General features: G+C 61.3%; 12 protein-coding genes. 3 read left to right on the forward strand and 9 right to left on the reverse strand.

The window, feature by feature from the left end:
- Nucleotides 1–9 precede the first annotated feature (9 nt).
- Both AC25BC_RS19785 and AC25BC_RS19790 read right to left on the reverse strand, forming a co-directional pair.
- Nucleotides 10–300, reverse strand: a complete 291-nt coding sequence (locus AC25BC_RS19785; protein ID WP_012759213.1) for a BON domain-containing protein — start codon at nucleotides 298–300, stop codon at nucleotides 10–12.
- Nucleotides 301–361: 61 nt separating this feature from the next.
- A complete protein-coding gene (locus AC25BC_RS19790; RefSeq protein WP_080518578.1) occupies nucleotides 362–1,012 on the reverse strand; it encodes a hypothetical protein in 651 nt (216 codons plus the stop codon).
- A 383-nt stretch (nucleotides 1,013–1,395) separates the two neighbouring features.
- Between AC25BC_RS19790 and dxr the strand changes: the two genes are divergently transcribed.
- A complete protein-coding gene (dxr, locus tag AC25BC_RS19795; RefSeq protein WP_012759215.1) occupies nucleotides 1,396–2,586 on the forward strand; it encodes a 1-deoxy-D-xylulose-5-phosphate reductoisomerase in 1,191 nt (396 codons plus the stop codon).
- Nucleotides 2,587–2,646: 60 nt separating this feature from the next.
- On the opposite strand, the gene AC25BC_RS19800 is transcribed toward dxr, so the two are convergent.
- From AC25BC_RS19800 to hemA, 7 genes are all read right to left on the reverse strand, one after another.
- Complete coding sequence (locus tag AC25BC_RS19800) at nucleotides 2,647–3,720, reverse strand: ABC transporter ATP-binding protein (RefSeq protein ID WP_171815701.1); 1,074 nt, start codon at nucleotides 3,718–3,720, stop codon at nucleotides 2,647–2,649.
- Nucleotides 3,721–3,744: 24 nt separating this feature from the next.
- On the reverse strand, nucleotides 3,745–5,667 hold the full coding sequence (locus tag AC25BC_RS19805; RefSeq protein WP_041935583.1) for a glycoside hydrolase family 127 protein: 1,923 nt from the start codon (nucleotides 5,665–5,667) through the stop codon (nucleotides 3,745–3,747).
- Between the two features lie 20 nt (nucleotides 5,668–5,687).
- Nucleotides 5,688–6,551, reverse strand: a complete 864-nt coding sequence (locus tag AC25BC_RS19810; RefSeq protein WP_012759218.1) for a carbohydrate ABC transporter permease — start codon at nucleotides 6,549–6,551, stop codon at nucleotides 5,688–5,690.
- Entirely contained in the window at nucleotides 6,548–7,465 is a 918-nt protein-coding gene (locus AC25BC_RS19815) for a carbohydrate ABC transporter permease (protein WP_012759219.1), read from the reverse strand. The genes AC25BC_RS19810 and AC25BC_RS19815 overlap by 4 nt, the downstream gene beginning before the upstream one ends.
- Nucleotides 7,466–7,539: 74 nt before the next feature.
- Nucleotides 7,540–8,778, reverse strand: a complete 1,239-nt coding sequence (locus AC25BC_RS19820; protein WP_012759220.1) for an ABC transporter substrate-binding protein — start codon at nucleotides 8,776–8,778, stop codon at nucleotides 7,540–7,542.
- 54 nt (nucleotides 8,779–8,832) lie between these two features.
- Nucleotides 8,833–9,810, reverse strand: a complete 978-nt coding sequence (locus AC25BC_RS19825; protein WP_012759221.1) for a LacI family DNA-binding transcriptional regulator — start codon at nucleotides 9,808–9,810, stop codon at nucleotides 8,833–8,835.
- A gap of 360 nt (nucleotides 9,811–10,170) precedes the next feature.
- On the reverse strand, nucleotides 10,171–11,385 hold the full coding sequence (hemA, locus tag AC25BC_RS19830; RefSeq protein ID WP_012759222.1) for a 5-aminolevulinate synthase: 1,215 nt from the start codon (nucleotides 11,383–11,385) through the stop codon (nucleotides 10,171–10,173).
- A 324-nt stretch (nucleotides 11,386–11,709) separates the two neighbouring features.
- On the opposite strand from hemA, the gene AC25BC_RS19835 reads away from it, so the two are divergent.
- Both AC25BC_RS19835 and AC25BC_RS19840 read left to right on the forward strand, forming a co-directional pair.
- The gene (locus AC25BC_RS19835) at nucleotides 11,710–11,967 is read left to right on the forward strand and encodes a YMGG-like glycine zipper-containing protein (RefSeq protein ID WP_012759223.1); all 258 of its coding nucleotides are present in this window, start codon (nucleotides 11,710–11,712) and stop codon (nucleotides 11,965–11,967) included.
- 169 nt (nucleotides 11,968–12,136) lie between these two features.
- Nucleotides 12,137–14,065: an autotransporter assembly complex protein TamA gene (locus tag AC25BC_RS19840; protein WP_171815702.1), complete on the forward strand. Its 1,929-nt coding sequence runs from the start codon at nucleotides 12,137–12,139 to the stop codon at nucleotides 14,063–14,065.
- The last annotated feature ends 9 nt before the right edge of the window (nucleotides 14,066–14,074 follow it).

Raw genomic sequence — 14,074 nt, forward strand, 5'->3', positions numbered from 1 at the left:
GTCATCCGGCTAATGCGTGCCGTCGAGCGAGGCTCCGCCAAGCAGGATCCGGTTCTGCACCACATGCACGCCCTCGACGGCTTGGGCAACCGCGGTTGCCCGTTCGATTTCGCCCACCGTGCCCACGGTGCCGCTCAATACGATCTGGTCGTACTCCATCGTCACCTCGACATCCGACGCATCGATGCCGCCGGCAATCGCCAGCGCATTGGCGACGGCCGCTTCGACCGCTGCACGATTGGCGATCTCTATTTCCATCTCGGGCTCGAGCCCGTGAAATGTCTGCTCCTTGAAAACCATGATCCGTTCCTCCGTGAAACCTCGTAGGAAACGCTGTCGGCAGAGTTTGGTTCAGCACCGGCTACCAGTTGACGCGATAGCGGAGATTGACGCTGCCCGCCTCACCCCCTGAAAATGGATTGCTCACCGAGGCATCGAGATTGAGATTCGGCAGAATGGCCTGGCTGACCCCCACCGTGCTCGAGAAGTCACCGCTGGCATTGCTGATGCCCGTCCCTGCTGAAAGCGAGGTTCCCGTCCAGGGATGGATCAGCTTCAGCGCCTGCGATGCCGTCACCGAAGCCTGCCGGGCCTCGACCGCGTCATATTGCACGCTGATGGACCGGCTCGATTGCATGTCGAGCGAATCGGAGAGGATCCAGCTGCGCGAGCGGCTGAGGGTCAGCGCGCCGCTGCCGCGCAGCGTGTCGACGCTGACGCTGGCACCCTGCTGTGACCGGCTTGCCGGGGTGACGCTCGCCCTGATGATCCTGCCCCAAAGCATTGCCTGTTCGGAATCGGGCAGCAGCGCCCCGCCCTTGGTCGAGGCAAGCGCGATGTCGGCGCCAGCGCTCGTCTCCCATTCCGCCGGCAGGCGAAACCCGATCGTTGCCTTGTAGGACTGTTCCGAAAGCTTGGCCGGCGACCAGATCACCAGGTCGTCCGCCTTCGCTGCGGCTGTGAGCGAGGGCAAGATGGCGAAAAGAATGCATGCTAATTTGAATGTCGTCATGAAGGTAAAACGTTTTGACCTGCCACAGGGCTGCTGCGCGGAGTCGATGCAGCAGCGCACATGAAAGCGCTCGAAGCGAACGCGATGAGGGATTACGGCCAAGCCGTCCATCCCGGTTTTCATCCTCGACTTAATGTTTGGCCGAAAGGCCGGCGGCACCGAGTGCCTGTTCTTCGATGGACGCCGCGCAGCGCCCCAACTTGCCATGCGACCGAAACCGGCCGCAACGGAACCGCGATTCCTCAGGCAATGTTAGAAGGATCACATCCAACCGCCGTTCTGTAAACCCCTTAAGGGTTGAAATCTGCTGCACCGCACACTTGCCGCCCCCTCCAAAGCCTAGTAGAGCCTGAGCCTCGAGAGAAATTTTCGCGAAATTCCACATGATGACCGGCAAAAGCGCGCCGCGGCGCCTCAGCATCTTCGGTTCGACGGGTTCGATCGGCCAAAATACACTCAATGTCGTCGATCATCTGGGCGGACGGGAGAACTTCGAAATCTCCGTGCTGACAGGCAACGGCAATGTCGAATTGCTGGCCCGGCAGGCGAAATCATCCGGCGCGCGGCTGGCGGTGACGGCAAGCGACCGCCATTACGAATCACTGAAGAGCGCACTTTCCGGCACCGGCATCGCCGTCGCTTCGGGAAAGTCCGGCCTGATGGACGCCGCTGACCGCGAAGCCGACTGGGTGATGGCGGCAATCGTCGGCACTGCGGGCCTGGCCCCGACGCTTGCCGCCGCACGCCGCGGCGCCGATATCGCCCTTGCCAACAAGGAATGCCTGGTATCGGCCGGCGATCTGTTCATCGCAGCGATCCGCGCGGGCGGCGGCAAGCTGCTTCCGGTCGACAGCGAGCACAACGCCATCTTCCAGGTTCTGGAAGAGAACCAGCGCCACGCCGTCGAGCGTGTCATCCTGACGGCGTCGGGCGGCCCCTTCCGCGCCGCCTCGCTGCGTGACATGGCTAATGTGACGGTGGAAACCGCACGCGCCCACCCGAACTGGTCGATGGGCTTGAAGATCTCGATCGACAGCGCCTCGATGTTCAACAAGGCGCTGGAGATGATCGAAGCCCGGCACCTTTTCGGCCTCAGACCCGAACAGATCGAGGTCATCTTCCATCCGCAGTCGATCATCCATTCAATGGTCGGCTATACGGATGGGTCGGTGCTGGCGCAGCTCGGCGCGCCCGATATGCGCACCGCCATCGGTTATGCCCTGTCCTTTCCGCGCCGGCCGAACCTGCCGGTGGAGCGGCTGGATTTCGCCAAGCTCGCCAGGCTGGATTTCGAGGCCCCGGATGACGTGCGGTTTCCGGCGCTGCGGCTCGCGCGCCTGGCGATGACCCGCGGCGGCGTTCAGGGCGCAGTGCTGAACGGCGCCAAGGAAGTGGCGCTCGAAGCCTTCATCGAAGGGCGGTTGTCTTTCCTTGCCATGGCCGAGATCACCGAAAGGGTCATGGACGACCTCGCCGGCCTGCCGCCGGCTTCCGGCATGGACGATGTCTTCGCCGCCGACAGGCAGGCCCGGCAAAGGGCGGCAGAGCTCATGACACTAGCGATCGCCGAGTGAAGTTCAGACCGCCCGATCGCGGAGTGGTCGCCCGCCTGTGATCCTGACGACCGCTGTTGGCTAGCGCAATCGGTTGCCACCCTCGTCGAACAACCGGCAATCCGACGGTTCAAACAGCAGGCTCACCTGCTCGCCCGCCGCGATACTGATCGGTGACCGATGTTCGACGGTCAGCGACTGGCCATCGGCAAGCTGGCAATAGAGATATTGCGTTCCCCCGAGATATTCCGAAAAATCGACCCTGGCCGTCAGGCTGCCCGATGGGTCGGAGGCGACCTTCAGATGCTCCGGCCGCAGACCGAGCGTCACCGCGCCACCGACCGGTCTGTTCGCCGGCGGCAGGCCGCTTTCGATCTGCCGGCCGGCGACTTCGACCAGGCCTCCCTCACCCCAGCGGGCATTCAGCAGGTTCATCCTCGGCGAGCCTATGAAGCCCGCCACGAAGGTATTGGAGGGATTCTCGTAGATTTCCCGCGGCGTTCCCGCCTGTTCGACGCGGCCGTCGCGCAGCACGACGATCTTGTCGGCGAGCGTCATCGCCTCCGTCTGGTCGTGCGTGACATAGATCATCGTATTGCCGAGTTCGCGGTGGAGGCGGGCGATCTCGATGCGCATCGAAACGCGCAGTTCCGCATCGAGATTGGACAGCGGCTCGTCGAACAGGAAGACGTCCGGCTTGCGCACGATCGCCCGGCCAATCGCCACACGCTGCCGCTGGCCGCCGGAAAGCTGTCCCGGCCGCCGGTCGAGGAGATGGTCGATCTTCAGGATCGCGGAGGCGGCCTTGACGCGGGTCTCTATCTCCGCGGCATTGGTGCGCGCCATCTTCAACCCGAAGGCCAGATTGTCGCGCACGCTCATATGCGGATAAAGTGCGTAGGACTGAAAGACCATGGCGATGCCGCGCTCGGACGGATCGAGATCGGTGACAACACGTCCCTTGATCTCGACCTCCCCGTCGGTCACGTCTTCCAGGCCGGCGATCATGCGAAGAAGCGTCGATTTTCCGCAGCCGGAAGGGCCGACGAAGACGACGAATTCGCCCTCCGCGATCGTCAGGTCGATCCCGTGGACCACCTGCAGATTGCCATAGCTTTTTCGCACGTCCTGGAGCACGACGCTCTTGTTACCCATACCGTTGGTCATCCCCAAAAAGACCTATCTGTCCGACTGGACCCAGACGAGCATCTCTCCGGGCGCGCGGTTGTCCCAGAGATGATAGGGCACGAAACGCGCGGTGGCGACCTGCCTTTCCGCCGGCGCCTTGCGGTAGAGCGCTGTTCCCCAGTTCGATGTTTCCTCGCGCTCGACCTTGAGATCGAGGGCGACGGCATCATTGAGATCCTTCAGCACGACGGTTTCGGCTGTGGAGAGCTCACGCGGCAGGACGATGGCGTTGAGGTCTTCGCCGTTGTCGGTCGTTTCGACGCAATAGACCAGCGGGCCGCGCATCAATGCGACGCGCCCGGCATCCTGGCGCACCTTCGGGTTGGCATATTGCGGCCGAAGCGCCAGCGGCAGGTAGAGGGCGACACGATCGCCCGCGGCCCACTCACGATCGATCCTGGCATATCCGTCCCGCATATTGGCATTGAGATCGAGCATCTCTCCGTTGACGCTGAGGGTTGCGCCATCAGCCCAGTCCGGAACGCGCAGCGACAGTGCAAACTTCGCCGGCTTCTCCAGCCTGGTGGTAAAGGCGACCGCACCTTCCCACGGATAATTGGTGGTCTGCTCGAGTTCGACCTCGGCGCCATTGGCAAGCTTCAGCCGCGCGGTGCTTTCACCATAGAGGTGCACGGCGATCTCGTTATCCGAAACGGCGTACATGTAGGAGCCGATCGACGTCACCAGCCGGGCGATGTTGGGCGGGCAGCAGGGGCAATGGTGCCATTTCCACCGGTGGTGCTTGCCGGCACTTTCGAGCGGATTGTCATAGAAGAAGGTCTTGCCGTCGATCGAAAGCCCCGGCAGAGCGCCGTTGTAAAGCGCCTGCTCCATGATGTCGGCATAGCGCCGATCCGGACCGCGGCCGAGCATGCGGCTCGCCCAGAACACCAGCCCGACCGAGGCGCAGGTCTCCGCATAGGCGGTATCGTTCGGCAGATCGAAGTAATCGGTAAAGCCCTCGTTGGAGGCCGCCGGCCCGATGCCGCCGGTGATGTACATCTGCTTGGTCGTCAGATCGTCCCAGAGCGTTTCCAGCGCTGCCGTCAGGCTGTCGTCCTTGTATTCGGTGGCGATGTCGGCCATGCCCGAATAGAGGTACATGGCGCGCACGGCGTGGCCGACGACCTTTGTTTGCGCGCGCACCGGCTGGTGCGCCTGCGCATATTCATAGGTCTTCTGGTGGTACTCGGAGACATCGCGCCCATCGCGGCTTGCCTCGGCGGTGAAGAAATGCGGTTCGGTGCCGCGTTCGTCGATGAAGTATTTCGACAGCTCGAGATATTTCTTCTCATCCGTCACGCGAGCGAGCTTGACCAGCGCCAGCTCGACTTCCTCGTGGCCGCAATAGCCTGATATCTGGCCTTCGCGATGGCCGAAAATCTTGATCATGTAATCGGCATAACGGCACATGATGTCGAGCAGCTTGCGTTTGCCGGTCGCCTGATAATAGGCGACCGCGGCTTCCATCAGGTGGCCGGCGCAATAGAGTTCGTGATGGTCGCGCAGATTGGTCCAGCGGCGGCTCGGCTCCACACGCTGGAACCAGGCGTTCAGATAGCCGTCCTCATCCTGCAGCTTCTCATACATGTCGATGATCTCGTCGGCACGCGCTTCGAGCTTCGGGTTCGGCCGGCGATAGAGCGAATAGGCGATCGTTTCGATCGACTTGCCGAGGTCGGAATCCCAGAACATCTGCGTCGTCCCGCCCCATGGCTGAATGGGAATGACGACCCCCGGGCTCGGCTGGCTGACATCGATCGCCTTGAGCATGCCGGCCTCGACGCAGCGGTCGAGCAGGGTCTCGGCAGTGGAATTGCAGACGGCGTCCTGCCATTTGCCCCAGAAGCCGCCAAGCTCCACATCGGGAACGGCGACGGGACGAAACTGGCGGTCATTGCTTGGTTTGGTCATAGGCTCCACTTTCTCTAAGATCATTTCACCGCGCCGGCCATCAGCCCGCGCATGTAGTAGCGTTGCAGGAGCAGGAAGACGATCAGGCAAGGGATCGTCATGACGACGACACCGGCCTGGACCGCTCCCCAGTTGATGGCGCCGAGCCGTCCGGCGCGAACCGCCGTCATCAGCACCGGCAGGGTGTATTTCTCATTGCTGGAAAGCAGCACCAGCGCAGCGAGAAACTCGTTCCAGGCATTGAGGAAGGCAAAGATCGCGACCGTCGCGACACCGGGAAGCACCAGCGGCAGAAGAACCCGCACCAGAAGCCGGAGGTCGCGCGCGCCGTCGATGCGCGCAGCCTCTTCGATCTCCTTCGGCACGGCGTCGAAGGCGTTGCGCATCATGAACACCGAGAAGGGCAGTTGCAGCGTCACATAGACGAGCGTCAGCCCAAGCAGCGAATTGTTGAGGCCGAGCTTTGCAAGGATGATGAAGAGCGGTGTCAGGATCGACTGGAACGGGATCATCAGCGTCGCGATGATCAGCACGAAGAGCGCATTCTTCAGCGGGAATCGATAGCGCGAGAAGCCATAACCGGCGAGCAGGCTGACAGCGACGGTGAGCACCACGGTGGCGACCGAAACGAACAGCGAATTGATCATGTGCCGCCAGATACCGGCGCCGAACGTGTCGAGCAGCGCGTAGGAATCGATGCTGACGCCTGAGGTCGGCCATGGCGGCAAGGGCGGCAGGCTGGCCTCCGTGCCATGCCGGAAGGACGACAACAGCGTGATCACGAAGGGGGCGAGAAAGAAGATCGAGATAGCGATGCCGGTCAGATGATAGGCCGACTTCGTCCGAATGGCCTTGCGCGCGCGGCGTTCCCTTGACGTGGTCATGGACGCTCCTCCCCGACGCGAAGCAGCCAGAGCTGCACGATGCTGATCGCCACCAGGATGGCGAGAAGCACGATCGACAGCGCTGCGCCATAACCGAGATTGAACGACACGAAGGACTGATTGAAGATGTAGTAGACCACCGAGATCATCTTGTTCTGCGGTCCCCCCGACGTCATGATGTAGAACTGGTCGAAGGCGAGGATCGAACCGGTGACGGAGACGATCAGCGCCAATGCGATCGTCTTGCGCATCAGCGGCAGCGTCAGATGCCGGAAACGCTGCCAGCGGCCGGCGCCGTCGATGCGGGCGGCCTCCGTCAGCTCGGACGGAATGGCCTGAAGCCCGGTCAAAAGAATGATCATGGTGAAGCCGGCGATTTTCCAGACGACCATCACCACTACCGTCAGAAAGGCGGTGTCGAAGGTCGCAAGCAGATTGGGGCTCTTTTCGACGAGGCCGAGCGCCTTCAAGGCCGGGCCGATGAAGCCGCTATCGACATTGGCGAGCCAGACCCAGAGCAGTGAGGCGGTGGCAAGGCCGACCACGACGGGCAGGAAGATGATCGTCCGGTAGGCGCCGACGAACTGCCGTTCCTTTTCGACGAAGATTGCCAGCGGAAAGGCGATGGCAAAGATCGCGATGGTGACGATCACGGTATAATAGGCCGTGAAATTCAGCGCCGTCATGAAACGGGTGTCGTTGGCCATGCGGACATAATTGTTGAAACCGACCCAGCGTGACGCCCCCATCAGCGGCCAGTTATGCAGGCTCATCCATCCGGTGAAGAGAACCGGCATGATGAAGAAGACGATGACCAGCGCCATGGCCGGCGCAATGTAGACGAGGCCGCGCCAGTTCGATCGGCGCCGTCGCTTGCGCCGAGGCAATAGAATCTCTGAACCGGAACCGGTCATCAAAACGCTCCGCATCTGTCGAGTGAAATTGGCCGGGAAGCTGCCACCGCTCCCCGGCCGCGGCCGGGAGAGAGTTATTGGCCGCTATCGATGATCGATTGCATCTCCGACTGGGCGCTCGAAAACGCCCCGTCGACATCGTCGCCGAAGATCGAGGCGTTGGTGAAGCTGGCCCAAGGCCCGTTGGCGCTGTTGATCAGGTCGTTGAACTGCAGCGTATAGGGTGTCTTGGCGACGCCGATCGCCTTCAGGCCGACCTGCATGCGCGGATCGAGGCCCTCAAGCACTTTGTCGGCGATATCGCCGCGCGTCGGCAGGCTGCCATACTTCGCCATGATCTTCTGGCCGTCCATCGAATAGATATATTCGAGGAACTCCTTCACCGCGTCGATCTTCTTCGTGCCCTTGGTGATGACGAAGTTGTCGCCGCCGGCAAAGGACGAGGGCTTGCCGTCGACGCCAGGAATGAGGGTCACGCCGAAGTTGATATCGGGATGCTCGGTTACCAGCGTGCCGATGGCAAAGGCGCCGAGGCTTTGCTGGCCGATCTTGCCGTTGGTGAAGGTCAGGAAGTTGGCGCCGTTGTCGCTGGCGGCACCCGCCGGTACGAGGTCCTTCTTGACCATGTTGCGGTAGATATCGACGGCCTTGCGCATCTCAGGCGTATCGAGCGTCGCCGTCTTGCTGTCGGCCGACAGAATATCAGCGCCGGCACCCCAGACAAGCGGCGTGAATGTGAAGATCATGCAGCCGCCGCAGCCGCCACCGGAGAAATAGAAGCCGTAGGTATCGTCACCCAGCGCCCGGATCTTCTCAGCATTGGCGGTAATTTCGTCCCAATTCGCCGGCGCTTTTTCCGGGTCGAGACCGGCCTTCTTGTAGAGATCCTTGTTCCAGGCGAAGACGGAGGTTTCGACCGAAAGCGGCAGGCCGTAAATCCGGTCCTGATAGGTGCCGAGGCGAACATGCGATGGCGAAAGCGAATTGAAATAGGGCAGGGATTTTGCCCAGTCCGTCAGGTCTTCCAGCTGGCCGGCCGCGGCAAAGGCGGGATTATAAATGAGATCCATCGACAAGGCATCCGGCGCCTGTCCGCCGGCGATTGCCGTCGCATATTTCTGTACCAGCTCGGAGAACGGCACCTCGGTCATCACGACCTTGTTCTCGTGACCGGAATTATAGGCTTCGACGACCTTCTTGAAGGCATCGCCAATCCCCGAGCGAACCCACATTTCGACATTTTCGGCAGCTGACGCGGCCGACACCAGACATAAGGTAGCGATGCTGGTCGCAGCCAATAGACGCTTGATCATGACACTCCTCCCGATATGGCGCATCTCCTCGCGCCTTTGCTCATTCTCTTGTTCTCATTCCCTTGGGGGCTTTCCCCCGCATGACTGCCGGACGATCAGCCGGCACGGCAATTTCCTCACTCCCGGCTCGACAGGCCGGCCTTCCGCAAGTGCAAGCACGGTCAATCCGGCTTGCCGCCCGAGCTCCTTCAGTTCCATGTCCACCGTTGTCAGCGGCGGCCGCGTCTGGGCCGCGACAATCTCCCAATTGTCGAAGCCGATGACCGAGACGTCCTGCGGCACCTTGACGCCGCGCTCGCGCAACGCATCCACAGCGCCGCGGGCGATCTGGTCATTGCCGCAGAAGAGCGCATCCGGTTTTTCTCCGGGTCTCTTCCAAAGCTGTTCGACCGCATCATGCCCCCAGCTTTCCGACCAGACGCCGTAGAGCACCGGCTCGCGGTGACCGGCCACCTCGTGATAGGCGCCGGCACGTTCCCGCACCGAGAAGAAATCCTGCGGCCCGGTGATGTGCGCAATCCGCCGCCGTCCGATCTTCATCAGCCATTCGACGGCCAGCTTCGCACCCTGCTCGTCGTCCGACCGGAAGGTGACACTGTTTTGCGCCCCCTCGGTGAACGCATAGACCACAGGCACATGCAAATTCGACAGATCGACAGGCAGGCGCCGGTCCAGGCGTTTTCCCGTCGCGATGATGCCGTCGACCTGTTTGTCCAGCATCGCATCGACATGGATCTGGGCGAGCGCCGGATCGTCTTCAATGGCGCACAGGAAGACCGAAACGCCGTGATCGACGAGTGCGTCCGAGATACCCGCCATGACAGGCAGCGTGAAACGGCCGTAAGTGTCGTTCGTCAGCAGCCCGATGGTGAAGCTGCGCTTGCTGAGAAGACCTCTCGCCAGCGCATTCGGCCGATATCCGATTTCGGCGGCGATCCGTTTCACCCGTTCGCGCGTTTCCGACCCCATCCGGCCGGTATCATTGAGAGCTTTCGACGCCGTCGAGATGCTCACCGCGGCAGCCGCCGCCACCTCGTGGATGGTGATCCTGCCTCTTTTTCCTCCCGATATGTTCAGAACATCCTCCTTCTGAAGTGACCTGAGAAAAGCTTTTACCAATCTCCATGTCAAGTGAGAAAAGGTTTTCTCATGCGACTCTAAAGCTGGGATCGGCAACGCAGCTTGCGGGAGGACGCAAGCACAGGAAAAGATCCACGCGCATCGGTCGGGCCGATTGCGATGTGTCATCGGTTTAAGACCAAGCGCAGAGCGGATGACCTTAAACGGGCAAGGGAGGTTTGTTGCAGCGTCTTGCGGGAGCAAGACCGATCGCTGTCAGAACCTCCAGTGGAGGCCCTGAACTACGGTTCGAACCGAGCGATCATCGAAAAATCAGGCGACGTGCCTTGCGAGCGCGCACCGCGACCAGAGCGAATGCAGCGCCTCGACCAGATGGGCAATATCGGCGTCGGAATGCAGCGGCGTCGGCGTGATGCGCAGGCGCTCGGTCTTCTTCGGCACTGTCGGATAGTTGATCGGCTGGACGTAGACGCCGCAATTGTCGAGCAGCAGATCGGAGATCCACTTGCACTTGGCCGCATCGCCGACCAGCACCGGCACGATATGGCTCGGATTGGGCATATGCGGAATGCCACGCTGGTCGAGCAGTGCTCTCAGCTTGCGGACACGATCCTGATGGCGGGCGCGCTCGAACTGGCTGACCTTCAGGTGCTGGATCGAGGCGGCGGCGCCGGCGGCAAGTGCCGGCGGCAGCGCCGTGGTGAAGATGAAGCCGGAGGCAAACGAGCGGATGAAGTCGCAAAGTGCCGTCGAAGCGGCGATATAGCCGCCCATCACCCCGAATGCCTTGCCGAGCGTGCCTTCGATCACGGTCAACCGGTCCATCAGCCCTTCGCGCTCGGCGATGCCGCCGCCGCGCGGGCCGTACATGCCGACGCCATGCACTTCGTCGAGATAGGTCATCGCCCCATATTTGTCGGCGAGGTCGCAGATCTCCTTGATCGGGGCGATATCGCCGTCCATCGAATAGACGCTCTCGAAGGCGATCAGCTTCGGCGCCTTCGGATCGGCGGCCTTTAGCTTGGCTTCGAGATCGGCCACGTCATTGTGCTTCCAGATCACCTTTTCGCACTTTGCATAGCGGATGCCCTCGATCATCGAGGCATGGTTCATCGCATCGGAGAAGATGATCAGGCCGGGGATCTTGGCGCCGAGCGTGCCAAGCGCTGCCCAGTTGGAAACATAGCCAGACGTAAAGATCAGCGCTGCTTCCTTGCCGTGCAGGTCGGCAAGCTCACGCTCGAGCATGACATGATGGTGGTTGGTGCCAGAAATATTCCGGGTGCCTCCCGCACCCGCGCCACAGTGGTCGATGGCGTTCTTCATCGCCTCGATCACCTTCGGATGCTGGCCCATGCCGAGATAGTCGTTGGAGCACCAGACCGTGACTTCCTTCTCGCCATCCGCGGTGTAACGCGTCGCGCGGGGAAAATTGCCGCGGTGACGTTCGAGATCAGCAAAAACGCGGTAACGGCCCTCGGTATGAAGCCCGTCCAGCTCGTTTTTGAAAAACGCTTCGAAATCCATCATATGCTCCAGTATCGCGCGGATGTTCTTGATGACTGGACGTCCGCGCGTCAATCCTTACCCTTTGCTTTAACATCAACTGCGGCAAAAGGCCCAGATTTTTGAATGATTCCAGATAAAAAATATGCAAGCCGCGATCAACGAAATTGATGCCGCAGAAGGCAGCCGAGTTTGCGGACCGAGCAAAAGGCGACCCAGCCCGATCGCAAAAAAATCAGCACACCGGATGGACAACCCTTTCTTCCGACATAGTTTTCGGTCTAGCCTGACAAAAAATAAAAGGGACGGCCTTTGCCCACTGGGCAACAACCTCGGAGAAAAAAGATGAAGAAAGTTGTCATACTCGCATTGATCGGCCTGTCGATCGCAAGCTGCACGCCGACGCAGCAGGGCGCCGGCATCGGCGCTGCATCAGGTGCCGTCATCGGCGGCGTAGTCACCGGCAACGTCCGTGGCGCGGCAGTCGGCGCCGCTATCGGCGGCGTGTCCGGCGCCCTCATCGGCAGCGTCGCCGAACAACCCGGCCAGTGCTACTATCGCGACCGCTACGGCCGCCGCTACATCGATAGTTGCCCGCGCTGAGAGCACTTGGAAATCGGTAAATTCAGGAAATCCCGGACACAGGTCCGGGATTTTTTGTGCTAAATTAGCGCGTTGGCAATTTAAAATGGTACACCCCGCGCGATTTTGTCGCTAAGCTGTTCACGGCTGGGCAACGAAGCTTCAATGTAGACATAACCAAAAGCGGCGGATGCGGATCAGAGGGACAGGCCCGAAAACAAGTACTGCGTATCGGCGAACAGGCACCATGATGGTGGTCGCAGCGGCAGCTGCGTTCTCACCGGTCCTGATCGGCGACGCTTACGCCTTCAAGCTTTTCGGCATCACCATTTTCGGTAAGGAAGAAGACGAAGGCGAACAGGTGCCCGATCCGGTGCGCTACCAGGTCGACCTCAAAGCCGATACCGCCGATCCCGACCTGAAAGAAGCGCTGGAAAACAGTTCCCGTCTCGTCAGCGACCAGAAGCAGCCGGTGTCCGGCGATCTCGGCGTGGTCGTCAAGGCGCGCGACGACCGTGAGCGGCTGATCGCCACTCTGTATGAAAAGGCCCGTTATGGCGGCTTGGTGACGATCACCATCGACGGCAAGAATATCGACGACCTGCCGCCCAATCCGACATTCGACCGGTCCGGGCCGATCCCCGTTACCGTCGACATTGCTCCCGGCCCCGTTTTCAAGGTCAGGGAGGTCCAGTTCGGCGGCGATGCCGCAAACCATAATCCCGCCGATTACGATCTCGCCCCCGGTGCGCAGGCCGGCTCGCTCGCCATCATCAGGGCCGGTGACAAGATCGTCCAACAATTGAAGAGCGAAGGCCGGCCGTTTGCCAAGTTGACCGAACGCAAGGTCGTCGCCGATCACAACAGCGATACCGTCGATATCGTCCTTGCTGCCGAAGGCGGTCCCATCGCCCCGATCGGCGATGTCGGAGTCACCGGCGAGAAGACCGTCAGGCCAGCTTTCATCCAGCGTTATTCCCGGCTGAACAAGGGCGAAGCCTATTCCCCGGAAGCGCTGAAAAAGGCTGGCGAACGCCTTCGCGCCCTCGGCGTCTTTTCGAGCGTCACCATCCACCAAGGGGATGCGCTGGCACCGGATGGCACCTTGCCGATGACGATCGAGGTTTCGGAAGGCAAGAGACGCTACTTCGGCGTCGGCGCGCAATATTCCACCACCGACGGCTTCGGCGTTCAGGGCTATTGGGGCCACCGCAACCTGTTCGGCGAAGCCGAAACGCTGAGGATCGAGGGAGCGGTCTCGCGGCTTGGCGAAACGACGGATGTCGGCAGCCTCGACTATTCCGCCGGCATCCTCTTCACCAAGCCCGGCGCCTTCTTCCCCGCCGCCACGCTGAAGGCCGGCATCATCGCCAAGACCGAAAATCCGGATGCCTATAACGCCACGCTCGTCACCGCCTCGCTCGGCCTTTCCTACGAGCTGACCGACCAGGACACGATCTCCGCGAGCGGCGAGGTCAGCTGGGAGCGCGACGACGACGCCTTCGGCACGAACGACTATCTGACCTTCACCTTGCCGATCCAATATGATCGCGACGCACGCGACGACAAGTTCAACCCGACAGAGGGTTATCGCGCGACGCTCTCGGCAAAGCCCGGCTACGAGATCTTCAACGCCACGCCCTATGCGGCATTCGAGGGCTCGATCTCCGGCTACTTGCCGTTCGGCCAGGAAGACGGCGTGGTGCTTGCCGGCAAGGTCGCCGCCGGCGTCCTGATCGGCGGCGATAGCATTGGGGACATTCCCGCCACGCAGCGCTTCTTTGCCGGCGGCGGCGGCTCGGTGCGCGGATACAGCTATCAGGAAATCTCGCCCTACAACGACAATGGCGATCCCACCGGCGGCCGCTCCTATGTGACTGGTTCGCTGGAAGCCCGCATCAAGATCACCGATACGATCGGCATCGTGCCCTTCATCGATGTCGGCACCGTATCGGACAGCACCTTTCCAGGTTTTTCCGATATTCGCGCCGGCGCCGGCGCCGGAATACGATATGCAACGCCTTTCGGCCCGTTGCGGCTTGATTTTGCCATGCCGCTGAACAAGTACGAAGATGGCACAGATTACGGAATCTACGCCGGCATCGGCCAATCCTTCTAGGGTTGCCGA

Source organism: Rhizobium sp. WSM409 (assembly GCF_057653825.1).